Raw genomic sequence first — 24,315 nt, forward strand, 5'->3', positions numbered from 1 at the left:
CATGATGATCGACACTTTCTCCCGATTTCTCCGCGCCGTGGCGTTCGCCGTGCTGGCCCTGTTCGGCATGGCCATGGCCCTGGTGTTCATGATCTCGACCGCCATCGCGGTCGGCATCCTGTACGTCGTGGCCAAGGTCCGCGGCAAGCCGTTCGGCGTGCGCGCCTACTGGAGCCAGCGCCAGGGCGCGCGTCCGGGCGCGTTCCGCCCCGGGGCGGCCGGCGGGGCCGCACCCTTTACGCCAGCGCGCGGCGACGTCATCGACGTCGAGGCCCGCGAAGTCCGCTAAGCGGCGCGCCAGCCCCTTCCCGCCCCTGCCCCGGCCTGGTCCGGCGCAGGGGCGCATGCTTTTGCGCCGCCGCCGGCGCATCCCCTGTATGCCGCGGGGCCGCTAAAATAGCCGGCTACCCCTTTCCTGAACCGTCCATCCCGATATGTCCCGCACCCTGTTCGTCACGACCGCGCTGCCCTACGCCAACGGATCCTTCCACATCGGCCACATCATGGAATACATCCAGGCCGACATCTGGGTCCGCTCGATGCGCATGGCGGGCCACACGGTGCATTTCGTGGGGGCCGATGACGCGCACGGCGCGCCCATCATGCTCAAGGCCGAAAAAGAAGGCATCTCGCCCCGGGAACTGGTGGCCCGCTACGCGGCCGAGCGCCCGCGCTACCTGGACGGCTTCCACATCCGCTTCGACCACTGGCATTCCACCGATTCGGCCGAAAATATCGCCCTGTCGCAAGACATCTACCGCGCCCTGCAGGCCGCCGGCCTGATCGAAACGCGCGCCATCGAACAGTTCTACGATCCGGTCAAGGGCATGTTCCTGGCCGACCGCTACATCAAGGGCGAATGCCCCAAGTGTCACGCCAAAGACCAGTACGGCGATTCCTGCGAAGTCTGCGGCGCGGTCTATGCGCCCACCGACCTCATCAATCCGTACTCGGCCCTTACCGGCGCCACGCCGGTGCTGAAGTCGTCCGAGCACTTCTTCTTCAAGCTGTCCGATCCGCGCTGCGTCGAATTCCTGCAGCACTGGACCACCGGCGCCAACGCGGCCGGCAACAAGCACCTGCAGCCCGAAGTGCAGGCCAAGACGCGCGAATGGCTGGGCGGCGACGACGGCCAGGCCAAGCTGGGCGACTGGGACATCTCGCGCGATGCGCCCTACTTCGGCATTGAAATCCCCGATGCGCCGGGCAAGTATTTCTATGTGTGGCTCGACGCCCCGGTCGGCTACCTGGCTTCGCTGAAATCCTATTGCGCCAAGCAGGGCCTGGATTTCGACGCCCTGCTCGATCCGCAGGGCGGCACCGAGCAGGTGCACTTCATCGGCAAAGACATCATCTATTTCCATGCCCTGTTCTGGCCGGCCATGCTGAAGTTCGCCGGCCGCAAGACGCCCGACGCGCTCAACGTGCACGGCTTCATCACGGTCAGCGGCGAAAAAATGTCCAAGAGCCGAGGCACCGGCATTTCGCCGCTGCGCTACCTGGACCTGGGCATGAACGCCGAATGGCTGCGCTACTACATCGCCGCCAAGCTGAATGCCCGGGTCGAAGACATCGACTTCAATCCCGACGATTTCGTGGCGCGCGTCAACAGCGACCTGGTCGGCAAGTACGTCAACATCGCCAGCCGCGCCGCCAATTTCATCACCAAGCATTTCGACGGCGCGCTGGCCTACGAAGGCGACACCGCGGCGCTGGCGGCCGAATTCGCCGCCCAGGCCGAATCGATCCGCGCCGCCTTCGAGGCGCGCGAATACAACCGCGCCATCCGCGAAATCATGGCCTACGCCGACGGCATCAACCAGGCCTTCGACACGGCCCAGCCGTGGGTGCTGGCCAAGGGCATCGGCACCGCCGACGCGGCGCAGAAGGCCCGGCTGCAAGACATCTGCTCGCGCTCGCTGGCCGGCTTCAAGGCCCTGTCGGTCATGCTGGCGCCGGTGCTGCCGGCGCTGTCCGACCGCGTGGCGCGCGAATTGTTCGGGGCCGGGCAATCCTTCACCTGGGCCGACGCGGCCGTGCTGCCGCAGCGCGTGGCGCCGTTCAAGCACCTGATGCAGCGGGTCGACCCCGCGCTGCTCGACCAGCTGTTCGAGCCGCCGGCCATGCCCGTGCCGGCCGCCCCGCTGCCGGGCGGCGAAGCCATGGCCGACACCATCACCATCGACGACTTCGCCAAGATCGACCTGCGCATCGCCAAAATCGTCGATTGCCGGCATGTCGAAGGCTCGACCAAGCTGCTGCAGCTGACGCTCGATGTGGGCGAAGGCCGGCACCGCAATGTGTTCTCGGGCATCAAGTCGGCCTACCGGCCCGAAGACCTGGTGGGCAAGCTCACCGTCATGGTGGCCAACCTGGCGCCGCGCAAGATGAAGTTCGGCGTGTCCGAAGGCATGGTGCTGGCGGCCAGCCACGCCGATGAAGGGGTCGATGCCGGCGTCTACGTGCTCGAGCCCTGGCCCGGCGCGCAGCCCGGCATGCGTGTGCGCTAGGGCCTACAAAATGGCGGGCGCCGCGGCGCCCGCCGGCGCCAGCGCCGGATCGAGCGCAACGCGTTCGTCGAACACGAAGCAATGGCCATTGAAGCCCTTGCCGCCGGTTTCCTCGAAATACTTCAAGATGCCGCCTTCCAGCTGGTACACATGTTCGACGCCCGACTCGGCCATGTACAGCGCGGCTTTCTCGCAGCGGATGCCGCCCGTGCAGAAGCTGACCACCGTCTTGCCCCGCAGGCTGTCGCGATGCGCCCGCACCGCGGCGGGAAACTGCGTGAAGCGCTCGATGCGCCAGTCGACCGCGTCCTGGAAAGTGCCGGCATCGACCTCGAAAGCGTTGCGGGTATCCAGCATGACCACCGGCCGCCCGTGGTCGTCGGCGCCCTGCTCCAGCCAGCGCGCCAGCGTGGCCGGCGACACCGCCGGCGCGCGGCCGGCCTGAGGCTGGATGGCGGGATGATCCATGCGGATGATCTCGCGCTTGATCTTCACCCGCAGGCGGCGAAACGGCACGGCTTCCGACAGGCTAAACTTCACGTCCAGGTCGGCAAAGCGGCCGTCTGCGCGCAGCCAATGCAACAATGTATCAATGCTGCCCCGCGAGCCGGCCAGGAACAAATTGATGCCTTCTTCGGCCAATAGCACAGTGCCTTTCAGGCCGGCGGCCTCGGCTTGCGCCAGGACACCGGCGCGCAGGGCCGGCAGGTTATCCAGGAAAACGAATTTATAAGCGGCAATATTGACAACGGCGGGCATGGTTGGCGATATGGTGACCAGAACGCACTATTTGGTAAGCAAGTACTTGCAGGCGGACGCGCAAGATCATTGAGGCGTAGGGGGGTCCTGGCGGCGCGTGAACTCCAGGACATCGCCATCGCGGACGTTGAACGTCAGATGACGCGGCGCGCCGCCGCTGTCCAGCGTGAAGGTCTGGATGCTGGCCAGGGCTTTCAGGTAGTCGCGTTCGAGCTGGCCGCGTTCCGGCGCCGGGCAGGCCATGCGGGTGCTGGCAGGCGCCGAAATTGACAGTTTCCCACCTTGCAGCTTGTAACCGCCCATATAGCGATTACAGCCCGAAAATCCGTTAACCCGGTATTGGTTGCCCTGGGCCAGGAAGGTCAGCTGTATGGGTTCTCCGTTGTCGCCGTGCGGGATGGCGCGCAGGGAACCATCGGGTGCCGTCCAGCGGGTCAGTTCCCAGTGGGTCTGGGCCAGCGAATCGGCACTGGTCGTGGCGTTTGCCGCGGCGGCCCCCTGGGCCTGGGCCCGGCCGGTGGTATTGGCGCAGCCGGCCGCCGCCAGCGCCAGAACGGCAAGCAGCAAGCCGCGGGCAAGCGTAGGAATCGGCATATCGGTGCTCCGCAGGTCAGGACAAGGCATCTACTGTACCGCGGGCCGGCGGGTGTTCAAGGCGGCGTTCGCACAGCGGCGGATCGTTCGCAAGGCGAATTGTATCAATTTGGCGTTTATATTCACATAGATACACATTTGAGGTTAAATGACAAACAGCGTCACACAACATCAGCAGCCAGACCTCGCTCCAGCCGATAACGCCGATTTATTCTTGATCCCCGCGAATCGGGCGCCGGCCGTGCTTCGCCACGGCCCATCCTGCGCCGCCACCCATATCCAGAACATAAGCAAACCACGTGCCGCAGCATGTCAAAGGCGGCGCGCACGCCGCATCCTCCTCCATCCGGAAGGGAATCATGAATAACTCGCTGGATGTCCTCTTTCTTGTTGGAGACGACACCACCCACCCGCAGCAAATCGCCGACCTGGAGCACCTGGGCTTCCAGATCCACCGCTATACAGAACTGGCCGAGCTGTACACCCATGTGGCCCAGCACCCCGTATCGCTGATCGTCCTGACCGGCTCACTGCCCAAAATACATATTGCCGCGGCGCAGCTGCGCGCCATGCGGCACACGCTGGGGATCATCGTCCTGGCCACCTTCGCCGACAGCGAGGCGCGCGTGCGCACTTTGCTGTGCGGCGCGGATGCCTGCCTGGACATCGCCGCCAGCGGCCTGGAACTGGCCGCGGTGTTCCAGTCGCTGCTGCGCCGCGTCGCGGAAATCGTGCCTTCCGTCGCGGCGGAAACGGCGGCGCCGAAAATGGCGGCCGCGGAAAGCGGCACCTCCGCCGCCGAACCGGCCGAGCCGGCCCCCGCGGCCGTGCCGGGCTGGCGGCTGGCCAGCAAGGGCTGGACGCTGATCGCGCCCACCGGCCAGGAACTGGCCCTGACCACGGCGGAACGCAGCTTCCTGCTGCGCCTGGTGCGCGCCCCCGACAAGAAAGTCAGCCGCGAAACACTGATCGCCGATGGCGTGCAATCGGGCGAAGCCGCCGAAGGCGAGCGGCGCGGCCGTTTTGTCGACGTCATGATCAGCCGCATGCGCCGCAAGGCGGCGGTGAATCACATGCGGCTGCCCATCAAGGCCGTGCACGGCTGGGGCTATATGTTCACCGCCGATGTCGCCGAAGAGGCTGGCGCGCCGGACGACGGCGGCGCGGCCAGCGCATGATGCCTACTCGAACACGTGGGAAATCGATGCCGAGCCGCCGGGGCTGGCATTGACCGAGGTTTCATAGTCGGGCGCGGCGGGATTGCGGATAGTGACGCGATGGCGTCCCGGCGACAGCGTCAGTTCGGTCAGCGGCGGGCTGATGCCGCGCGAGCGGCCGTCGATCAGGACCTCGCCCCACGGCTGCACGTGGACCCGCACCACCACTGACGCGGCGGGCGGCTCTTCGGGCGGGGTTTCGCCCGCCTGCGCCTGGGCGGCCTCGGCGCCTTCAGCGGCGTCGCCTTCCCCGGCCGCCGCCGCGGCCGGATCGGCCGGCGGGCTGGCGGTCGCGGCAGACGATGCATCCGGCCCGGCCTGCGGGGCTGCGGCCGGATTTGCCGGCGCGCCGGCTGGCGGATTCGTATCCGATGGAGCGGCCGGGCTGGCACCCGCCGGCGGCTGGGCCGGCGTCGCGGGCAGGGATCCGGCAGGCGGCGCGGCGGCTTCCGGCAAGGCCTGGGCCGCGGGCGGCTGGGCCGGCGCGGGCGGCGTCGCGGCACCCGGGTCCGGCACCTGCGGCGTGGCGGGCGCCGGGCTGGCGGCCGGCGGCGTGGCTGGCGTGGCCGCGCGCGGCGTGCCCAGGTCGGACAGCGCGGGCGGGGTCGGTACGGGTTCGGGCGCAGGGGTGGGCGCGGGTGCGGGCGCCACGGCCGGCGGCGTCGGCTCGGGCGGCGGCTCCCGGCCGGCCGATTGCGTTCCCGCCGCTTCGTGGCGCAGCCACAGATAAACAGCAAACGCCACCGCGGCCAACACCCCCAGCAACACCAGCAACGGCACGCGCGGGCCCGGCGCCGGCTTGGCGGCGGCCGCCACCGGCGGCAGCGCGGGCTCGGGGGCGGCCGGAAGCGCCGGCGGCTCGGCGGGCGGCGGCGCTTGCTCAACCAGCCCGAAGGCCTGCGCAAACGCATCCATATCCTGCGGGCGCGCGGCATGCTTCATCGACAGGCCGCGGTCGACGGCCTGCAGGAAGGCCGGGTCGTAGGCGCCCAGCTCGCGGCCGGCCAGCGGCGCATAGGTATCCTTGACGCAGCGGGCCAGCGCGGCCGGCGGCGCGGCGCCCACCAGCATGGTGTGGGCCACCGCGCTCAAGGCATAGATGTCGGTCCAGGGCCCGCAGGGCCGCTCGGGATCATCGGTGTACTGCTCGAACGCGGCATAGCCTTCCAGGCGCGCTCCGCCTTCGGCATCGGCCGCGGGTTCCAGGGGCGGCACCAGCAGATGCGCCTTGCCCGCGCTGTCCAGGCCGACCGTGCTCATCGCGATGGCGCCGTGCACGCGGCCCTGGCTGTGCAATTCGGCCAGCGGCCCGGCCAGGTCGGCCAGCACGCGGCGGATCCGCGCCTGCGGCACGCCGCCGCTGGCGGCCGCCGCGATCGCGCTCAGCGGCCGGTGGCCCGACCCGTCGCCCGCGGGCGTGCGGCGGTTCGGCAAAGTGGCGAAAGTTGCGCTCATAGTGGGAGCTCCGGGCATGTCAGATCGCGGCCCTAGCGCCAGGCCGGCAGCGACGCGAACAATCGAGTAAACAGCGCGGCGTTCAGGGAACCGCCGTGCACGTAGGTCTGCAGCGCCGCGCCGTCGACCTGGTTGGTCCACCAGTAGCTGGTATGCGAACTGGGGTTGAAGCAGAACGGCAGGTCGGGCCAGGCCGCCAGGCTGCGCGCGGCGACCGGTTCGGCGGCGCTTTCCAGCCCCGCATTCAGGATATCCATGATGTCGCTGCCGCTGGAACGCTCCACCGGGGGCGCTGCGCCCGGCACGCGGATGTCCTGCAGCTCGCGGTCGAACTGCTCGGCCGCGCAGCCGTGCCGCACTGCCGACAGCATGCTGGCGCCGATCTGCCGGTAGTAGTCGGTGGCGCCGTCCAGCATGCTGCTGTGGTAAGCGTCGGCGGGAATGGCCATGATCACGCACAGCGGATAGCCGCGCCCCACCCGGTCGCGGCTGGGCGCGATGCAGCCCAGCTGCGCCCCGTTGCCGCTGGGCCCGGCCGGGATTGCGAAATTCCAGATCGGGGCGGCCGCGAAGCTGCGCGCCGCGCTGTCGTCAGGCGCCTGCTTCAGCGCCGCCAGGCCGTACTGCAGCCAGCGGTCCCACCAGGCGATGAGCTCGCGCGGCAGGCGGCGGTGCACGAAATCGCCCGCGGCGGGGATCTTGCCGTACCACCCCAGTTTCTCCGTTGCATCGTCCATGGCGAATTCCGTCTAGAGCCTGTTCACGCGGGATGGAGCCGCTTACTTGCCGGGGCAGGAAAACCCCTGCATCTCGGCAAGATGGAAAGGGCTTTTCACGCTGCTGGCCGTGATTTCGAGCACCACTTTGCGGCCGTTGATGTCGAAGGTGGCGATCGTGACCTCGGGCGACGAGCCGCGCCGCAGCTGCGCCTTGTCCAGCAGGCGGTTCAGGGCCCACGGCCCCGATGCCGACAGCCCGGCCGGTCCGCTCTGCGGCGTCAGTTCGATGCGCGCCTGGTTGGTGCCGCGCGGCCCCGGCCATTGCACATTGGTGGCCACTTGCGGGCCATGCGCATAGCGCACCGTCTGGCCGTCCACGTCCATCAGGAACTGCGTGATCTGGGCGTCCATTTCCAGCGGCCGGATCGCCACGCGGTACGACGGTAGCGGGTTGCCCGCGGTGAAGTACACATCGCGGATCACGCTGGCGCGCTGGAACGAATCCAGGTAGGCCGCCCTGTCGCCCTGCTTTCCGTCGATGCCCGGCTTGAAGCGCCAGCGCGATCCGGACACGTCGATCTGGGTGGCCAGGTGCTTCTGGAAGAAATCATCCATCATGCCGTTGGGCCCGAACAGCCGCGCCATGTCGTTGGGCGCCACGTCGCGCGACGAGCCGCTGGCGAACGGGTAGCGGCCGGCGATCGACTGCCGGCAGAACACGCCCATGGTGGCCGTCACCGTGTCGCCCATGCGTTCGCGCGTGGCCTCGGAGATCTCGCCCGAGGCCTTTACCGACAAGGTGTTGAGCAGGTCGCGCAGCGGCTCGGGCAGGCGGCCCGCCTCGGCGCGCAGCTTGGTCACCACATCCGAGCCCGGCGCCGGGCTGGCGCTGCGCAGCGCCGCGTCGGCGGCGGTCAGGTAGGTGTAGAGCTCGTTGATCAGCCCGGTGGTGGCGGTAATGGCGGGCGGCGTGCCCTGGCCTTCGCTTTGCGCCAGGCGGCGATACGGTTCGAAATGCAGGTCGACGATGCGCTCCAGCTTTTCGTCCGAGGCGTCGGCGCGCACCGCGGCGCTGGGGCCCGTGGGGCCGAACATCTGCTCCAGCGCCTCGCGCGTGCTGCTGACCCGGTTGCGGGCCTGGTCCATCAGGGACTGCCCGTCGCCGGTGTCGCGCAGCAGCGAGGTCTCGCGCGCCACGCCCTGCACCAGCTTCACCAGCGGCGACTCGGGCGCCGACAGGGTGCGCGCCATCTGGATGTTCTGCAGCAGCGAGGTGGTGGGCGCCAGCTGCAGGTCGTTCAGGTAGCCGTCCCACTGCTCGACATAGTCGTTCATGTACAGCCGCTTGATGTCCACGATCAGCTGCTGCTGCGCGCGCTGGTCCAGGATGCCCGGCGCCTCGATGTTCAGCACCCAGGCGTCATCCTGGCGCAGCAGGTCGGCCACCCGCGTCACGCGCTGGTTGAATACCTTCCAGTAGCCGTCGTAGCTGTACAGCGACGGGATGCCGTCCGTCAGCGGCTTGCCGCTCTTGCGCACGAACACCGCGCTGGCCTGCGGCCCGCCCAACGTGATGGCGGTCTGCTGCGGCCCCTGGTCGGTATTGGCCAGCATGCGGCGCAGGCGGCTGTAGGCGCGCTGGGCCAGCGTATAGCGGGCCAGCCGCTCGCGCGCCTCTTTGACCAGTTGATCGTCGCGCGGGAAAGGCGAGGACAGCACGCGGCCCTGCACCAGGTTGCGCAGGTGCAGCGACATCAGGTCGTACTGGCGCCGCGTATAGCCTTCGGGCAGGGTCTTCTGCATGTCCGACAGCAGCCAGGCGTGCATGAACTCCGCGTCGTAGTGGTCGGCCTCGTACAGCATCAGGTAGGCGCGCAGCGCCTCGTACGAAAACTCCAGGTCGTCGGGAGCGGCCTTGCGCAGCGCCGTCTCGACCCGCCGGGCGATCTGCGGCACCAGCACCTGCTCGAGCGTGCTGCGGTAGACGCCCTGCGCGGCCGCCTGCATCTTCTGGCCCTGGTACAGGCCGAACTGGTAGTTCAGGGGCGGCGAATCCAGCTCGAAATTGGCATGCCGCGGCAAATACCACAGGCTGTCCAGGAACGGCATCAGGCCCAGCACGTCGCCGGCCTGGGTGATCTTGATGTCGCGGCCCAGTTTTTCCACGGTGGGCACGCGGCGCGACACCTCGGCCACGTAAGTCTTGTTGTTGCGATAGCTGACCACCCAGCCCACCAGCAGCGCCACCAGCAGCGCGGCGATCAGGCCGTAGCCGGCCCAGTGCAGGCGGCGGTAGCGGCGTTCCCAGCGCAGGTTGCGTCCGGCCAGGCCCGCCTCGCGGAAGATCACGTCCTGCAGCAGGCCCTTCAGGAAGTAGCTGCGGCCGTCGCCTTCGCCCGGCACGGTGGCGGCCGGCGCCGGCCCGCCATCGATGCGCAGATAGCGCTTCAGGTATCCGGTGACCTGGTCGAAGGTTTCGCCGCCCTGGGTGCCGCTGGTGAAATACACCCCGCGCGGCACCAGGCGCGCCTCGTATTTCGAGGTGGCGAACACGTCGCTCAGGAAGTGCCCCAGCACGGCCTGCAGGCCGGCGAACTGCTGCGGCAGCATGTAGGCCAGCGCGCGGCGCGACGCATCGGTCTCGGCGGCCAGCACCTCGGGCAGCGCGTCGTCCAGGCGCCGCTTCAGCAGCTCGTACTCGGCATGGAAGGCCTCGTACAGGTCGAAATCGGCCTCCTGGGTGCGTGTGTAGGGCAGCGTGAAGCCCCACACCTGCGACAGGTCTTCGCGGTTGAACGACGCAAAGTATTCCTCGAAGCCCGACAGCAGGTCGGCCTTGGTTACCAGCACGTATACCGGAAACTGGATGCCCAGCTGCTCGCGCAGTTCCTGCAGCCGGCGCCGCAGCACCGCCGCGTGCTGCACGCGCTCGGCATCGGACGCGGCCAGCAGGTCTTCGACGCTGACCGTCAGCATGGCGCCGTTGATGGGCTGGCGCCCGCGGTATTTCGACAGCAGCCGCAGGAAGCCTTTCCATTCTTCCTCGTCGCCGGTGGCATCGCTTTCGTGGGTGGTGTAGCGGCCGGCGGTGTCCAGCAGCACCGCGTCGTCGGTGAACCACCAGTCGCAGTTGCGCGTGCCGCCCACCCCGCGCAGCGCCACCTTGCCGAACCGGTCGGCCAGCGGGAAATTCAGGCCCGAATTCACCAGGGCCGTGGTCTTGCCGGCCCCCGGCGCGCCGATGATCACATACCAGGGCAGCTGGTACAGATACTGCTTGGAAAAACGGTCCAGCGACAGGCGCCGCTTGTTGCCTTCGAAGCGCGTCTTGCGCAGCAGCTCCACGGCTTCGTTGAAGCGCTCTTCCAGCTGGCGGATCTCGGGGTTGCCAGGCTCGGGCTCGACCTTCTTCTTGGCGGCCGGCTTGCGCAGCTGGCCCAGCAGTTGCGCGTTCAGGCGGCCTTCGCGCCATTTGCGCCACAGAATGCGCAGCAGCCACAGGCCGAACAGCACGGCGATGACGATGATGCGCGTCGTCTCGCTTTCCAGCGGCCGCGTCGCGCCGATGGCCAACAGCGGGCCGGCGATCCAGATCAGCAGCGCCAGCGCCACCAGGCCGAAGAAATTCCACAGGCCCCGGCTGAACAAGAAACCAAATACGTTATGGATCATTGCCGCGCACCCTCGACCGTCTCTTCCCGAGGCACCGGCGGCACCATCAGCGTGATTTCGACGCGGCGGTTACGCGACCGCCCCGCCGCCGTATCGTTCGGCGCCACCGGATCGGCGTCGCCGCGCCCTTCGGCGCGCACGCGCTGCGGATTGTCCAGGCGCCCTTCCAGCAGTTGCTTGACCGCGTCGGCGCGCGCCTGCGACAGGTGCCAGTTGGACGGATAGCGCGCGCCGCGCATGGGAATGTTGTCGGTGTAGCCGCGCACCAGGATATTGCCCTGGGTCTCGCGCAGGGCGTCGGCCACGCGCGACAGCACCGGCAGGTACTGCTCGCGCACCTCGGCCGACCCGGATTCGAACAGGCCGTCGCCGCGCAGCACCACCACGCTGCGGTCGACCTCGTCGCGCACCGTGACCAGGTCATCGCGGATCTCGGGCGCCAGGAACACCGCCAGGCGCGGCGAAGGCGCGGGCCGGCGCGTCGGCGCGATCTGCACCGTGGGCGGCTTCACATTGCTGATCGCGGTAAACACGGCGTCGGACTGGTTGCTCAGGCTCCAGGCCAACCCCCAGTAGATGGCCAGCGCCAGCACGGCGGCCAGCGCGCCGAACACCCATAGCGGCACCGGCAGGCGGCGCAGCTGGGTCTGGGCCGGCACGTCCTGCCAGTGCGGCGACAGGGCCCGCGGATACTCGCCGCGCGCGCTGCGCAAAATGCGCAGCAGGCGCTGGCGCAGCGTCTCGAGCTGCGAACGGCCGTTGTCGGCCACCCGGTAGCGGCCTTCGAAACCCAGCACCAGGCAGTAGTACAGCAGCTCCAGCAAATCCAGGTGCTGGCTGGGGTTCTGCGACAGCTTGGCCAGCAGCTGGAAGAACTTCTCGCCGCCCCAGGTTTCGTTGTGGAACGTCACCAGCAGGCTGTGCGCCGACCAGACCCCGTTGCCGCCCCATGGCGTCAGGGCCGCCGCCTCGTCCAGCGCGGTGCACAGGCAGTAGCGCGCCCCCAGGATGGTTTCGTTGGGAATGCCGGCCTGCTGGGCGCGCAATTCGAACTGCCGGATCTCGTCGAGCAGATGCTCGCGCAGCATGGCCGGCGAGGGATGCGACGTGGTGGCGCGGATCTGCGGAATCAGGTCGAGCAGCGGGTTGGCCGCCGCCACCAGCGGGTTCGAGCCGCTGATCACATATTCGTAGGGCCGCAGCCGGCTCGATGCCGACGCGGCGCCTTCGGGAATGCCTCCGCCCAGCGGGCCGGGCATGGCGGTATCGGAAGCGTGCATGATGTCTCCGGCCGGATGGCGGCCTAGTCGCGCAAGGCCCAGAATTCCATGGACAGTCCGGGGAATTCACCGGCCAGGTGCAACGCCAGCGCGCCCGTGCGCTCCAGCTGTTTCCAGAAATCCCCGCCCTTGTCGAGTTCAAAATACACGTGGCCGGCGCTGTACGGAATCTGCCGCGGCGCCACGGGCAGCACGCGCACCGTCACGCCGGGCAGCTGCAGATGCACCAGGTCGCGTATGCGCTCGACCGGGCCGATCTTGACCTGCGCGGGAAAGCGCGAACGCACCGTGTCCGACGGCATGTCGGCATGCACCGCCAGCACGAAGCCCGCGGTACGCAGCAGTTCCAGGTCGGGAATCTGCGCCACCCGCACGCCCTGCCCGCGGTCCTGCAGCGGGATCTGCAGCGCGTGCTGTTCCAGCACCGCCGACAGCGAGCGGCGCAGCTCGTTCATCAGCATCTCGAACGTGGCCTGCAGGTCGTCGTGCTGGTATTCGGGCAGCACCTCGGGGCGGCGCGAGGCCGCCGTGTACGTGGCCAGGTCGCAGGCCAGCATCAGCCAGTCGTGGAACAGGCGTTCGGGATGCAGCCACTCGGCCTGGCGCGCATGCCACAGCGCGCCGATATAGCGGTTGACCGTTTCCAGCAGCATGAAGTCCGAGACTTCCGACACGCCGCCGCGCCCCGGCTGCGACAGGCGCGTGGCCAGGGCTTCGCTGCGCGCGTTCAGCAGGCCGTACAGTTCCTGCGCGAAACCCAGCAGCAGGGGGTGCGCGCCGGCCGCCAGCCACGGAGCGATATAGCGGTCGTCCAGCACGACGCGGTTGTCCGCGCGGCGCTCGATCACCCGCACCACGCCCAGTCCCAGCCATTCGTCGCCCAGGTCGGTCTCGAGCATCAGCCGCAGGCGCAGGCGGCCCAGCTGCAGCAGGGCCGGCTCCAGCCCGATCGATCCGGAATCCTCGACCTCGGCCTCTTGCACCAGGTAGCGCGCCAGCGAATCGGCTTCGTCTTCATACTGCACGTCGGTGGCGCCGGGCCGGATGCGCGGCAGCGCCAGCATGACGCGCACGTCCTGGGCCTGCTCGGGCACCTCCAGCGCCTCGGGCGCATCGTCGGGATGCGAAAACTCGAACGGCGTGCCGTCGGGCAGCACGCCGCTCGCCTGCGTGAGCACCAGCTTGCCCACCGCCAGCGCGTCGCGGTCCAGGGCCAGGTGGCTGAACCCCCAGAAAAAACCGTGCAGCGAAGCGGCGCGCTGCTGCAGCAGCCCCTCAAGATAGCGCTCGAACTGCTGGAAATGCTGGGGACGCAGGAACATCCCTTCGGACCATACGACTTTGCTCTTCTCTGCCATGGCTATGCTTGCAATGAAGTTGCGGGGCGGCTCTGCCGGCCGGCGCCTAGAACGGCCACCAGGAACGGTCCCGGTCGGTAACGGCCAGGCCGTTGTCCTTGACCGACACCTTGATCGTTTCTTCGTTGGGCGAGAACTGCCATACCTTATAAATATTGGTGTTCTGCGCTTCGGGCAGCGGCACGACCAGCCGCCAATGGCTTTTCTCGAGGTCGCGGTAAGCGGCCACGATGCCCACCATGCGCGCTTCGGCGCTGCCGGTGTACTTGAGCGTCTTGGTTTCGCCCGGCCGCAGGATGGCCTGGTCGGTGTTGATCAGCTCTTTGCCCAGCGCGGCCTGCGGATCGGATTGCAGCGAGAAGAAATCGCGCGACTCGAAGGCGCTGGATGAGCGCAGCTCATAAACCGTGATCTGCACGGGCGACGGGCGGCCGTGCACGTCCGGGTTGACCTGCGGATCGACGGTCAGCTCGATGGCGTAAGGGACGGGCACCTGCCGGGCGGTGGAAGAACATCCTGCCAACAGCGCCAGGGCGGCAAGGCTTGCGCAAAGCCCTCTCAGAATAGAAATAGCGGTCTTGCGGAACACCATAATTCGCGGAATGCCCCCTGGGATTATGGAGAAAGCGTGTATGACAAGGGAAAAACAAGAAACTGTCGTGCAAATACAGAAATAGTTACCACTGTTACGGAACCTGCCGGGATTTCTCGCGCCTGGATATATTTTCCTAACTCCCGGAAATCATTTCCGTCAGCAACGATGGCTATCATCGGGGCGTTCGCTTCCGCATTCATGCGCGCGATGCACCGGAGATTTCCAGCATGAGACTCACCGTACTGCCACGCCGCGACGATCCGGGCTTCGCCCCGCTGTCGGCGGTATTCCAGGCCCCCGGCGGCACCCTGGGACGCTCGGCCGACAATCACCTGGCCCTGCCGGACAGCGAACGCGGCATCTGCCGTGTCCAGGCGGCGCTGCGCATCAGCGACGGCGCCTGCTACCTGGTCAACCTCAGCGGCATGGGCAGCGTCAGCGTCAACGGCCGCGCCATCACGCGCGACCAGGAAGTGCCGCTGGCGCCGGGCGACGAGCTCGCCATCGGCCCATACACGCTCAGGGCCGAAGATCCGGCCGCGCCCGTGGCGGCCGCCACGCTGGCCGCGGGCGCAGCGGCGGCAGCCGCCGCGCAGGCGGCGCCGCCCGAGCCCGACCCGCTGCTCGACAGCCCGCTGCTCGAGGGCGTGGACCTCATGCCCCCCGACACGCACACTATCCATCAATCCGCCTCCTCCGCACCCGCCGCGCCGGCGCCTGAAACCCCAGTAGCGCCTGAACCCGCGGCGGCGCCTGAACCCATGGCGACGCCTGCATCCGCACCAGCGCCTGCCGCATCCGCGCCAGCCCCCGCCCCCCAGGTGTCTGACTCCCGAAGGGTGTCAGACACCGAACTCGATCCCACCTCCGCCGGCCAGCCCCCCGCCGCGCCGCAACCCGCGGCCCGGATGCCCGACACCGAGCCAGCCCACGGCGGCTTCAGCGCGGCGCCCGACACCCCCGCGGCGGCCGCGGCATTCCCGTCCGCCCCGGCGCAGTTCGACGCGCCGTTCGGCGACCTGGATCCGCCCCGGGCCGCCGAACCGCAGGCGCCGCAGTCGAACCCGGCCGACGTATTCAGCGACCTGTTCGGCCCCGGCACCCTGCCGGTGGGCAGCGTGCCCGACGTCTCGGCGCATCCGTTCGACCTCGAGTCCGCCCAGACGCGCAACCCGGAAGACCCGCTGCGCCAGCTGCCGCGCGGCGACGCCAACGTGCGCGGCCCCTTGCGCGATCCGCTGGACATGCTGGGCAATCCCGACGCCGACGACGCCAACAGCGTCTTTTCGGACCAGACGCCCTCGACGCTGCCCTCGCACGACCCGCTCGACCCGCACCGGTCGGACCCGGTCACCGACACGCTCAGCCCGCGGCCGCGCGATGACGATGCCCGCGCCGCGCGCGACCATCTGCGCGAGTACGGCGGCTACCTGCGGCCCGCTCGCGTGCGGCCGCAGGACGCGCCAGACACTGACTCCGGCAAGCCGCCGCACAAATAGCCGCGCGGCCCGCCCGGCCTATTCGTACCGATAGCGGAAGTCGCCTTCGGCGGCTTCCAGCGCCACCGCGCGCACTTCGCGCCCCTCCATCGACGCGGTCAACAGCTCGCGGCTAATCTGCGGCAGCACCGTGTTGGTCAAGATGGCGTCGACCATGCGCCCGCCCGATTCGACCTCGGTGCAGCGCGCCACCACCAGGGCCGTGGCCTCGGGGCTGACGCTCAGCGCGATGCCATGGTTGTCGTGCAGCCGCTGGCGCACGCGTTCGAACTGCAGGTCCACGATGCGCGCCAGCATCTCGTCGGACAGCGGCATATAGGGCACCGCCACCAGCCGCCCCAGCAAGGCCGCGGGAAACGCTTTCAGCAAGGGCTCGCGCAGCGCCGCCGCCAGGCCGTCGGCATCGGGCATCAGGGCCGGATCGCGGCACAGGCTGGCGATCAGGTCGGTGCCCACATTCGACGTCAAGATGATGATGGTGTTGCGGAAGTCGATATAACGGCCCTCGCCGTCTTCCATCCAGCCCTTGTCGAACACCTGGAAGAAAATCTCGTGCACATCGGCGTGGGCCTTCTCGACCTCGTCGAGCAGCACCACGCTGTATGGCCGGCGCCGCACGGCCTCGGTCAGCACGCCGCCCTCGCCGTAGCCCACATACCCGGGCGGCGCGCCCTTCAGGGTGGACACGGTGTGCGATTCTTGAAATTCGCTCATGTTGATGGCGATCAGGTTCTGCTCGCCGCCGTACAGGGCCTCGGCCAGCGCCAGCGCCGTTTCGGTCTTGCCCACGCCGCTGGGGCCGCACAGCAGGAACACGCCCACCGGCTTGCTGGGATCGGTCAGCCGGGCGCGCGACGTCTGGATGCGCCGCGCAATGGCTTCCAGCCCGTGGCGCTGGCCAATGACGCGCTGCTCCAGCGTGTCCGCCAGGCGCAGCACCGACTGGGCTTCGTCGCGCACCATGCGGCCCACCGGGATGCCAGTCCAGTCGGCCACCACCGACGCCACCGCGGCCGCGTCCACCGCGGGGTAGATCAGCGCGGCCTCGCCCTGGCGCTGCGCCAGCTCGTCCTGCGCCTGCGCCAGCTCGGCGCGCAGCCGGGCCGGATCGCGCGCGGCAGCGGGGGCGGCGGCGGCATCGGCGCCCGCGTCGGCATCCGTCTCCGCGGCCGGCGCCGCGTCCTGGTCCAGCGCGCGGCGCAACTCGAACACCCGGGCCGCCAGCGCGCGCTCGGACTCCCAGCGTTCGGCCAGCGCGGCTTCCTGCATGCGCGCCTGGGCCAGATCGTCGGCCACCCGCGCCACGCGGTCTTCGGCGCCCGCGCCCAGGCGCGCCTCGCGCGCCGCGATGCGCTGCTCGATCTCCAGCGCTTCGATGCGCCGGCGCGCGTCTTCCAGCGCCGCCGGCACCGCGTGCTGGCTGACCGCCACGCGCGCGCAGGCCGTGTCCAGCAGGGCGACGGCCTTGTCGGGCAATTGCCGCGCCGGAATATAGCGGTGCGACAGCGACACCGCCGCCTCGATCGCTTCATCCAGCAGCAGCACCTGGTGGTGCGCCTCCAGGGTGGCCGCCAGGCCGCGCAGCATGCCCAGCGCGCGCGGCTCGGCCGGCTCGTGGATCTGCACGACCTGGAAGCGCCGTGTCAGCGCCGGGTCTTTCTCGATGTATTTCTTGTACTCGGACCAGGTGGTGGCGCCGATGGTGCGCAGCTGTCCGCGCGCCAGCGCGGGCTTGAGCAGGTTGGCCGCATCGCCCGTGCCCGCCGCGCCGCCCGCCCCCACCAGGGTATGGATCTCGTCGATGAACAGCACGATGGGGCTGGGGCTGGCCTGCACCTCGTCGATGACGCCGCGCAGGCGCTGCTCGAATTCGCCCTTCACGCCGGCGCCCGCCTGCAGCAGCCCGATGTCCAGCAGGTACAGCGACACCTCGCGCAGCGGCGGCGGCACGTCGCCGCTGGCCAGGCGCAGCGCCAGGCCCTCGACCACCGCGGTCTTGCCCACCCCGGCCTCGCCGGCCAGCAGCGGGTTGTTCTGGCGCCGCCGCATCAGGATATCGACGATCTGGCGGATCTCTTCATCGCGGCCCGACACCGGATCGATCTCGCCGGCGCGCGCCCGCGCGGTCAGGTCGACGGCATACCTGGCCAGCGCCGAGCCGCCCTCGGCAGGCGCGGCGCCGCCCGGCCCGGCCTCGACCGGCTGGGCCGTGGCATCTTCCGGCGACCCCCGCACAATATCGTCCAGCTGCTCCAGCAGCACATCGGGCACCACGCGCGAAAACTGGTCGGACATGCCCAGCAGCACGTTGCGCAGGGCGTACGTCTTGACCAGCCCGGCCATCAGGTGCCCGCCGCGGATGCGCCCGGCGCCGTAGCGCAGCGAGCCCAGCACCCAGGCCCGCTCGACCGCGTGGTCGATATGCTCCGACAGATCGGACACCGAGCCCGCGCCGCGCGGCAGCTGGTCCAGCGCGCCGGTCAGGTCCGCCTGCAGCACGCCCATGTCCAGGTCGAAACGGCGCGCGATGCGGTGCAGGTCGCTGTCCTGGGTGTGCACGATCTGGTGTATCCAGTGCACCAGCTCGACATACGGGTTGCCGCGCAGCTTGCAGAACGAGGTGGCGCCTTCCAGCGCCTGGTACAGCAGCGGATTGAGTTTGCCGAAGAGATCAAGGCGGCCGATATCGGACATATAGTTGTTGTGCTCAGCGTCAGGAAAAAGGATTCAATCGGGCGCGGCGCAGCGCAGCGACAGCACCACATTGCGGTCGCCCAGCAGCTTCTCGTCGCTGGCCAGCGTCAGGGTGCGCGCGCCCGACTGCTTGACGCCCAGCGCCCCGCGCTGCAGAAAGCCGCGGCGCCCGCCGTCCAGCTCGACCTGCGACGTATAGGCAGCGATGGCCGATTTGCAGCCGCAGCGGCCAATCGGCTGCCTGACGTCCAGGCCGGCCTGCAGCAGCACCTGCCCGTCGGTGGTGGCGCGCATGCCCGGCCGCACGTCCACGCACGCGGCCAGCGCGTTGTCGACCTTCAGCGAGCCGGACGCATGCGCCGCCGCGGCGCATGCCATGGCCGCCAGCGCGCCCGCCACGCGCGGGAAATTATTCGGCAAGCGCTTCTCCGCCGGCGGCGCGGCCGCCCGCATACTCGACCTTGATGATCATCGCGGCCTGGCGCTTGCCGCGCGCATAGGTGCGCAGCAGCGGGAAAATGCGGCCGTCCACTTCAATGCTGCCGTGGCTGTAGCCCTTGCCGGAACCGCGCAGGGAAAAGCCGCCACGCACCGTCGCGCAGCGATTGCGGGTGGCGGCGTCAGCCGGCTCCAGGCTGGCGCTGCCGCCCTGCTCGGCCAGGCAGACCTTGTACAAGCCTGGCGCCGGCCCGCTTTCCAGCGTGCCCGACTCACCCGGCGCCTGGAATCCCGGCAGTCCGCTGGTGGCGTGGAAGCTGCCATGGCCGGGCCAGCGCAGCAATTGGCCGTCATAGATCATGTCATGGGTCACGTGGTCACCTCCTGTGGTTGCATTGGGGTTGCCGCCCGGCGCGCGGCGCGGTCGCGGCCTTCGTAGTCCAGCAGCAGGTCGCGCGCATCGCCCTGCGCGGGCCGGCGCTTGCCCAGCCACGACGACAGGCCCAGCGGCTGGGCCGCGCCCAGCTTGACGCCGCGCACGTCCTGGCGCTTGAGCACCGGCCGCACATCCCACGCCAGCTCTACGCCGATGTAGTCGCGCACCCAATGCGTCAGCTGCCGCGCGCGCCGCCCTCCGGGCAGGAAACTGGCGTAATCGGCGCGGCCCAGCGGGCCGAGCTCGATACGGAACTTGTGCTGGGCATCGCGCACCGCCGTGCCCAGGATGGTGTCTTTCCCCAGGCCCAGGCTGCTGCCCAGCCCCAGCCGCTGCGACGGCTCCAGGCGTATCCACTGGGGCACGAATTCGGCGATGCGCACGGGCACCGAAAAAAAACTCTGCAGGATCTGCTTCAGGCCTTCCGGGTTGCGCGTCTGCCGCACCAGGTGCCCGGCCATGAAGAACTTGGCATGGTCCATGACCGTGTCGCGCCTGAGCATCGACGGCATGCCCATGTGCAGCAGGCTGGCCACGTAGCGGGTAAAGCGCTCTTCCTTGCGGTCCAGGCTGACCGTGCTCTGCGCGTCGGCCCAGGCCCGGTAGAACAGCAGGATCAGGCGATGGTGGAACACATCGGCGAACGCGGACAGGGTCTTGTCGCCATAATGATGCATGCGCTCGCGCGCATATTCGGTCAAGTGCAGCGGCAGCGGACCGTTCGGTCCGAACAGCCCGAAACTGTAGATGGACAATTCCGGCGCCCGCCTCGCCCGCGCCGGGCGCGCCGAGGCCAGGGTCGATGGCGCGAAAGCCATCGACGGCTCCTGCCGCATGCGCACCGGCTCGTTGCGCGCCACCGTGTCGCGGCCCAGCGGCAGGCGCGCGCCGGCGCGCGCGTCGATCCAGCGCAGCGTATTGAACAGATCGTAGGCGTAGGGTTCTTTTTCCAGCGCGCGCCAGAACTCCGCCGGCAGGCCCGACGGCCCGGCGCCGGGCGTGGACGCGGCGGCTTGCTGCCGCGCCTGCCCGGTATCGGGCGCGGCCTGTTCCGGCTCGGTCGCTAGGCTGGCCACCTTTACCCCATGTGAATCTGCTTGGCGTCGACCTTCACCAGGTTCTCGCCGGTAACCATGGTGTACGAAGCGTGCACGCGGGCGGTCTTGTCGGCCCGGTAATCCAGCGAGCCGGCGCGCACGTGCTCGACCTCTTCGGCCGCGCGGAAGCTCACGCGCGACAGGAACGACAGGCGGTCCATCACGGCCTCGTACACCTTGCCGACCAGGCGCGTCGTGCCGATCGTGGCGGCCACTTCGGCGCCCAGGTATTTCATCTGCCCGGTCACGCAGTGCGCATCCTCGGCCTGCACCTTCAGCGATGCCGTGTCGATGCTGACCGCCTGCTGTCCGGCCAGCCGCACCGCCTGCGCGCTTTCCAGCGCAACGCTGCCCGAGCGCGAGCGCAGCACCACATCGCCCGCGGTCTCGAGCTGCGCGCGGCCCGGGTCGGCCTGCTCGATCACGGCGATCAGGTACACGCGCGCGGCGTCCGGACCGCTGATCAGCACCTGGTCGCCCGGCTGCGGCACCAGCAGGCAGCTGGCGGCCTGGCGGGCGTGCCAGGCGCGGCCGTCGCAATCGACGGCGAAACTGCCGTCCTCTTCGCGGCGCGTGACGGTGCCGATCAGGTGCACCGGATCGTAGACAGGATATTGGCGTTTTGCCGCGGCGCTTTTCATGGCACGATTCCTTTCAATCTGTCGGCCCCGTGGGCCGGTTAACCCTAGACGGCGGGCCGGGCCCCCATACGGGGCTTCCAGCGGGCGATTTCTCCGCGCTGCAACGTGGACAACACCAATTCCGACATCATGTTCAATGACACATGGCGCGCAAAAAACTGCTCGAGCACGGCGCCGAACAGATACGGGCTGATGCCCGAAAATGCGGTTTCATCGACCTGCAGCCCGATGCGCACGCCCCGCCCATACACAATGGGGCCCGGCACCGGCAGGCGGTGGTGCATGGGTTCGGCAAGCACGTGGCGCACGCCCGCAATGTGCTTGCGCACCACCGGGTCGGCCAGGTTGCCGTACACGTGCAGCATCTCGCGCAGCGTCTGGGCGCCCTGCTCGGCGTCCAGGTCGATCAGGCTCAGGTAATTCAGCCCCAGGTGGCTGATCAGGTGCCAGGTGGCGGCGTTTTCGGCCAGCGCCGTGTGCGGCCGCGTGGGGCCGTGCAGCACTTTCACCGCGCCCACCGGCGCCGACACGCGCAGCGTGAAATCGGTTTCGGTGCCCAGCGGCAGCAGCATCGCCAGGTCGCGGTTGGTGCACAGCGTTTCCAGCGTCAAGTGGCGCAGATGGCCCGAGAATGGCGCTTCGTGGCGGTCGACCAGCGACACGAACGACTCGCTGCCGGTATAGCCGGTGCGGGTGCCGTTGCGCTGGGCATGGTCCGACAGCAGCCGCGGCTCGCGGCGCAGCGAATAGTAGGCGCCGTAGTCGTCCGGATCGCTGCCCAGGGTGCCGTAGAACGAGCGGAATTCCTGCTCGGGACGCTCGGCCGAGGCATGTCCCAGCACCCGCGTCACACTGAACACTTCGTAGTCCAGCGGCCGTGTGCGGTCGACCACCACGTGGTATTCATTGGTGCGCGGCGTCACCGCGATGCGGTCGGCGCGCTTGGGGAACAGGTTGATCACCGGCGCGCAATGCAGCGCCAGGTGCTCGGCGGCGATCGCGCCCTCCAGTTCAGGCGCCGCAACCGAGAACAGCATCGTCAGGTCGAACGAGCGTGTCTCGCGGCGTTCGGCGCCCGCCAGGGGCGGCGTGCGCAGCCCGCGCTTCAGGTCATTCAGGCTGAAGAACAGGTAGCGGCGCGGAAACGCGAAATATTCCTGCAGCAGGCGGTAGCCCTGGAACACGCGCGGATCGGCCGGCAACAGCGCCTGCTCGTCGTCAAAGCCTTCATGGCGCACGCTGGCCGGCGGCAGCTTGTTGATCCAGGTCACCGGCCGGGCGCTGTCGTGGCCCAGCACGGCCACCGTGTGGCCCATGATGATTTCCAGCAGGCGCTGCATCTGCAGGTCCTGGCCGGCCAGGTGGAACACCAGCTGGTCCAGGTCCATGTCTTCCAGCCGCACGCCGCCGCACACCTCGATGCGCATGCGCAGCGCGCTGAGCACGCGGCCGTTGCGCCCGCCCAGGCCCAGGCGGGTCAGCGGCAGGTCGGGCGGGGTGCCGGTGAACTCGGCCTGCGTCACGCGCAGCGGCCACAGCCGCACCGCATGCCCGGTCATGAATTCGCAGGGCGTCTGCTCGCCGCGCGGCACCCGGCCGCGCAACAGGGTGCCGCGCGGCAGGTCGAAACCGCGCGCCAGCGTGCCCTCGTTCATGCTGGGCGCAAACTGCACCACCGCCATGGCCGGTGTGGGCGCAAGATAATTCGGGTACACCACTTCCAGCAGGCGCTGCGAGAAGCGGGGAAATTCCGCGTCCATCTTCAGATGGATGCGCGCGGTCAGGAAACTGAACCCTTCCAGCAGGCGCTCGACGTACGGGTCGGCCACCTCGGTGCCGTGCATGCCCAGGCGGCCCGCCACCTTGGGGTACATCTGGGCGAACTCCGCGCCCATCTCGCGCATGTACACCAGCTCGCGGTTGTAGTAGTCGAGCAGGCGCGCGTCCATCAGGAAAGCCCCCCGAGGTCGCGCAGGTCCATGTGGCCGCTTTCCAGGTCGATGTCGGTGCGGAACAGGAATTCCATGGGGTGGGGCACGCACCACAGCATGCCCTTGATCTCGAGGCTGAGCACGTTGTGGTGCTCCAGCGTGCCGGTGTCGGTCACGCAGCGCACTTCTACCGACGAATCCAGGATGCGCGGCTCGAACGAGGCGATGGCGTTGCGGATGGAATCTTCGACATCGACCCAGTCGATCTCCGACATGCGCTTGCCCGCCATCGCCCGCACGCCGAAATTCAGCGTGGAATCGGGCACGCAGCGGTACGGCGACAGGTCGTCGGTAGTCTGCAGGTTCACTGTGTTGAGCAGCCAGCGCAGGTCGCGCAGCACCGCCAGGCGCAGCTCGGCATGGGTCAGCATGGACGATTCGCGGGTTTCCTGGCGCTTGGACGGATCGTTGTCCATCAAGCGGTCCAGCAGCGACGGCTGCAGGCGGTCCCGCGCCACGCGCTCGCTGCGCGGCAATTGCTCCCAGGGACGCAGGCTGGCCGTATCCGATTGCGCCATCAGCCCATCTCCACCCCGCGCACATCCAGCAGCGCGTACTCGTCCTGGTCGGTCACCCACATTTTCTGGCCGACGCCCGCGTACATGTCGCCATGCAGCGGCTGCCAGTCGGTCATGCGGCCCAGCTTGACCACGTCGGCCAGCTCGGCCAGCGCCTGGCCGGCCGGCGCGGGATAGCGGGCCGGCACCAGCCCATGCTGGGTGCGCCCGTCGTCCAGCGTGATTTCCGCCTGCGCCCACACCACGTCGCTCAGCCCTTCGGGGGCCAGCAGGCGCACGCTGCGCAAGGCGCTGAACGGCAGCCAGCCATAGCGGCCGCCCAGAATGAACTCGAACACCGGCCCCAGCCGGCTGTCGCCATCGCTGATCCATTCGAACGCTGCCGGCGCCGCATCGTCGGCCCGTTCCAGGCGCCCGGCCTGCGCCTGCGCGGCCTCGTAGGCGCGGGCGCGCAACCCGGCGGCCTGCCGCGGGTCGCCGGCGTCCAGGCGCAGCGCCTGCACCAGGTCGGCAAACCAGTCGGGCGGCGCGCCGAAATATGCCGGCTCGCCCTGCCCGCCCAGCACGCTTTCGCGCTGGCGCTCGGCGGCGATGGCCTGCTCGTAGACAACGGCCATGGGCTGCGCCTGCGCATTCAGCTGCGCGCACAGCTTCAATTGTTCGGATGCGCGGTTCCAGTCTCCCTGCACGGCCATCAGCTGGAACAACTGCGCGCGCAGGTCGGCATCGGCCGGCTGGCGGCGTATCTGCCCCTGGATCGCGTCCAGGTGCTGGGACAAGCTGCTTTCGCGCAGCGCAACTGCGGGTTTGGTCATGACAAGGCACCGCGGAAAGAAACGAAA

The 24,315-nt window shown here is 69.0% G+C and carries 20 protein-coding genes; 4 read left to right on the forward strand and 16 right to left on the reverse strand.

What is annotated here, in order from left to right; all coding sequences use genetic code 11:
* Positions 1 to 4: 4 nt before the first annotated feature.
* Together J2P76_RS18800 and metG are read left to right on the forward strand one after the other, a co-directional pair.
* Positions 5 to 289, forward strand: a complete 285-nt coding sequence (locus J2P76_RS18800) for a hypothetical protein (RefSeq protein ID WP_207410558.1) — start codon at positions 5 to 7, stop codon at positions 287 to 289.
* 145 nt (positions 290 to 434) lie between these two features.
* A complete protein-coding gene (gene metG, locus J2P76_RS18805; RefSeq protein ID WP_207409380.1) occupies positions 435 to 2,510 on the forward strand; it encodes a methionine--tRNA ligase in 2,076 nt (691 codons plus the stop codon).
* 3 nt (positions 2,511 to 2,513) lie between these two features.
* Here the strand turns inward: metG and J2P76_RS18810 are convergent, their stop codons facing one another.
* Positions 2,514 to 3,269, reverse strand: a complete 756-nt coding sequence (locus tag J2P76_RS18810) for a sulfurtransferase (protein ID WP_207409381.1) — start codon at positions 3,267 to 3,269, stop codon at positions 2,514 to 2,516.
* Positions 3,270 to 3,335: 66 nt separating this feature from the next.
* Positions 3,336 to 3,863 (reverse strand): META domain-containing protein, encoded by a 528-nt coding sequence (locus tag J2P76_RS18815; protein WP_207409382.1) that lies wholly within the window; start codon positions 3,861 to 3,863, stop codon positions 3,336 to 3,338.
* A 359-nt stretch (positions 3,864 to 4,222) separates the two neighbouring features.
* Here J2P76_RS18815 and J2P76_RS18820 point away from each other — a divergent pair, with 359 nt between their 5' ends.
* On the forward strand, positions 4,223 to 5,041 hold the full coding sequence (locus J2P76_RS18820) for a response regulator transcription factor (RefSeq protein ID WP_207409383.1): 819 nt from the start codon (positions 4,223 to 4,225) through the stop codon (positions 5,039 to 5,041).
* 3 nt (positions 5,042 to 5,044) lie between these two features.
* Here the strand turns inward: J2P76_RS18820 and J2P76_RS18825 are convergent, their stop codons facing one another.
* From J2P76_RS18825 to tssJ, 6 genes are read right to left on the reverse strand one after another with little or no spacing between them, the layout of a single operon-like run.
* A complete protein-coding gene (locus J2P76_RS18825; protein WP_207409384.1) occupies positions 5,045 to 6,535 on the reverse strand; it encodes a hypothetical protein in 1,491 nt (496 codons plus the stop codon).
* A 32-nt stretch (positions 6,536 to 6,567) separates the two neighbouring features.
* Positions 6,568 to 7,272, reverse strand: a complete 705-nt coding sequence (tagF, locus tag J2P76_RS18830; protein ID WP_207409385.1) for a type VI secretion system-associated protein TagF — start codon at positions 7,270 to 7,272, stop codon at positions 6,568 to 6,570.
* Positions 7,273 to 7,314: 42 nt separating this feature from the next.
* A complete protein-coding gene (tssM, locus tag J2P76_RS18835; protein WP_207409386.1) occupies positions 7,315 to 10,926 on the reverse strand; it encodes a type VI secretion system membrane subunit TssM in 3,612 nt (1,203 codons plus the stop codon).
* A complete protein-coding gene (locus J2P76_RS18840; protein WP_431603427.1) occupies positions 10,923 to 12,206 on the reverse strand; it encodes a DotU family type VI secretion system protein in 1,284 nt (427 codons plus the stop codon). Before J2P76_RS18840 ends, tssM begins: the two co-directional genes overlap by 4 nt.
* A 23-nt stretch (positions 12,207 to 12,229) precedes the next feature.
* Positions 12,230 to 13,564, reverse strand: coding sequence for a type VI secretion system baseplate subunit TssK (gene tssK / locus J2P76_RS18845; protein ID WP_207409387.1), 1,335 nt, complete (start codon positions 13,562 to 13,564; stop codon positions 12,230 to 12,232).
* A 46-nt stretch (positions 13,565 to 13,610) separates the two neighbouring features.
* A complete protein-coding gene (tssJ, locus tag J2P76_RS18850) occupies positions 13,611 to 14,156 on the reverse strand; it encodes a type VI secretion system lipoprotein TssJ (protein WP_207409388.1) in 546 nt (181 codons plus the stop codon).
* Positions 14,157 to 14,386: 230 nt separating this feature from the next.
* Here tssJ and J2P76_RS23690 point away from each other — a divergent pair, with 230 nt between their 5' ends.
* Positions 14,387 to 15,658, forward strand: coding sequence for an FHA domain-containing protein (locus J2P76_RS23690; protein ID WP_242697614.1), 1,272 nt, complete (start codon positions 14,387 to 14,389; stop codon positions 15,656 to 15,658).
* Positions 15,659 to 15,676: 18 nt separating this feature from the next.
* On the opposite strand, the gene tssH is transcribed toward J2P76_RS23690, so the two are convergent.
* From tssH to J2P76_RS18895, 8 genes are read right to left on the reverse strand one after another with little or no spacing between them, the layout of a single operon-like run.
* On the reverse strand, positions 15,677 to 18,352 hold the full coding sequence (gene tssH / locus J2P76_RS18860; protein ID WP_207409389.1) for a type VI secretion system ATPase TssH: 2,676 nt from the start codon (positions 18,350 to 18,352) through the stop codon (positions 15,677 to 15,679).
* A gap of 33 nt (positions 18,353 to 18,385) precedes the next feature.
* Positions 18,386 to 18,772 carry a DUF2195 family protein gene (locus J2P76_RS18865; RefSeq protein ID WP_242697615.1) on the reverse strand — a complete coding sequence of 129 codons (387 nt, stop codon included), beginning with the start codon at positions 18,770 to 18,772 and terminating at the stop codon, positions 18,386 to 18,388.
* Positions 18,762 to 19,163, reverse strand: a complete 402-nt coding sequence (locus J2P76_RS18870; protein WP_207409390.1) for a DUF2778 domain-containing protein — start codon at positions 19,161 to 19,163, stop codon at positions 18,762 to 18,764. The genes J2P76_RS18865 and J2P76_RS18870 overlap by 11 nt, the downstream gene beginning before the upstream one ends.
* Entirely contained in the window at positions 19,160 to 20,302 is a 1,143-nt protein-coding gene (gene tssG / locus J2P76_RS18875; protein ID WP_431603428.1) for a type VI secretion system baseplate subunit TssG, read from the reverse strand. Before tssG ends, J2P76_RS18870 begins: the two co-directional genes overlap by 4 nt.
* Before the next feature lie 2 nt (positions 20,303 to 20,304).
* The gene (locus tag J2P76_RS18880) at positions 20,305 to 20,964 is read right to left on the reverse strand and encodes a DUF3540 domain-containing protein (RefSeq protein WP_207409391.1); all 660 of its coding nucleotides are present in this window, start codon (positions 20,962 to 20,964) and stop codon (positions 20,305 to 20,307) included.
* Positions 20,965 to 21,008: 44 nt separating this feature from the next.
* Positions 21,009 to 22,913, reverse strand: coding sequence for a type VI secretion system baseplate subunit TssF (tssF, locus tag J2P76_RS18885; RefSeq protein WP_207409392.1), 1,905 nt, complete (start codon positions 22,911 to 22,913; stop codon positions 21,009 to 21,011).
* Positions 22,913 to 23,473: a type VI secretion system baseplate subunit TssE gene (tssE, locus tag J2P76_RS18890; RefSeq protein WP_207409393.1), complete on the reverse strand. Its 561-nt coding sequence runs from the start codon at positions 23,471 to 23,473 to the stop codon at positions 22,913 to 22,915. Before tssE ends, tssF begins: the two co-directional genes overlap by 1 nt.
* Positions 23,473 to 24,288, reverse strand: a complete 816-nt coding sequence (locus tag J2P76_RS18895; protein ID WP_207409394.1) for a type VI secretion system accessory protein TagJ — start codon at positions 24,286 to 24,288, stop codon at positions 23,473 to 23,475. Before J2P76_RS18895 ends, tssE begins: the two co-directional genes overlap by 1 nt.
* Positions 24,289 to 24,315: the final 27 nt, after the last annotated feature.

Origin of the sequence: Bordetella petrii, from assembly GCF_017356245.1 — a bacterium.
Classification (GTDB): domain Bacteria; phylum Pseudomonadota; class Gammaproteobacteria; order Burkholderiales; family Burkholderiaceae_B; genus Bordetella_A; species Bordetella_A petrii_D.

Bases quoted from the DNA above. Each gene is read 5' to 3' on its own strand.
- tssK (WP_207409387.1), bottom strand. From the start codon at position 13,564: ATGGCAGAGAAGAGCAAAGTCGTATGGTCCGAAGGGATGTTCCTGCGT.
- tssE (WP_207409393.1), bottom strand. From the start codon at position 23,473: ATGGCGCAATCGGATACGGCCAGCCTGCGTCCCTGGGAGCAATTGCCG.
- J2P76_RS18810 (WP_207409381.1), bottom strand. From the start codon at position 3,269: ATGCCCGCCGTTGTCAATATTGCCGCTTATAAATTCGTTTTCCTGGAT.
- J2P76_RS18815 (WP_207409382.1), bottom strand. From the start codon at position 3,863: ATGCCGATTCCTACGCTTGCCCGCGGCTTGCTGCTTGCCGTTCTGGCG.
- J2P76_RS23690 (WP_242697614.1), top strand. From the start codon at position 14,387: ATGAGACTCACCGTACTGCCACGCCGCGACGATCCGGGCTTCGCCCCG.
- J2P76_RS18880 (WP_207409391.1), bottom strand. From the start codon at position 20,964: ATGAAAAGCGCCGCGGCAAAACGCCAATATCCTGTCTACGATCCGGTG.
- metG (WP_207409380.1), top strand. From the start codon at position 435: ATGTCCCGCACCCTGTTCGTCACGACCGCGCTGCCCTACGCCAACGGA.
- tssF (WP_207409392.1), bottom strand. From the start codon at position 22,913: ATGGACGCGCGCCTGCTCGACTACTACAACCGCGAGCTGGTGTACATG.
- tagF (WP_207409385.1), bottom strand. From the start codon at position 7,272: ATGGACGATGCAACGGAGAAACTGGGGTGGTACGGCAAGATCCCCGCC.
- tssM (WP_207409386.1), bottom strand. From the start codon at position 10,926: ATGATCCATAACGTATTTGGTTTCTTGTTCAGCCGGGGCCTGTGGAAT.
- J2P76_RS18840 (WP_431603427.1), bottom strand. From the start codon at position 12,206: ATGCACGCTTCCGATACCGCCATGCCCGGCCCGCTGGGCGGAGGCATT.
- J2P76_RS18800 (WP_207410558.1), top strand. From the start codon at position 5: ATGATCGACACTTTCTCCCGATTTCTCCGCGCCGTGGCGTTCGCCGTG.
- J2P76_RS18820 (WP_207409383.1), top strand. From the start codon at position 4,223: ATGAATAACTCGCTGGATGTCCTCTTTCTTGTTGGAGACGACACCACC.
- J2P76_RS18825 (WP_207409384.1), bottom strand. From the start codon at position 6,535: ATGAGCGCAACTTTCGCCACTTTGCCGAACCGCCGCACGCCCGCGGGC.
- tssJ (WP_207409388.1), bottom strand. From the start codon at position 14,156: ATGGTGTTCCGCAAGACCGCTATTTCTATTCTGAGAGGGCTTTGCGCA.
- J2P76_RS18895 (WP_207409394.1), bottom strand. From the start codon at position 24,288: ATGACCAAACCCGCAGTTGCGCTGCGCGAAAGCAGCTTGTCCCAGCAC.
- tssH (WP_207409389.1), bottom strand. From the start codon at position 18,352: ATGTCCGATATCGGCCGCCTTGATCTCTTCGGCAAACTCAATCCGCTG.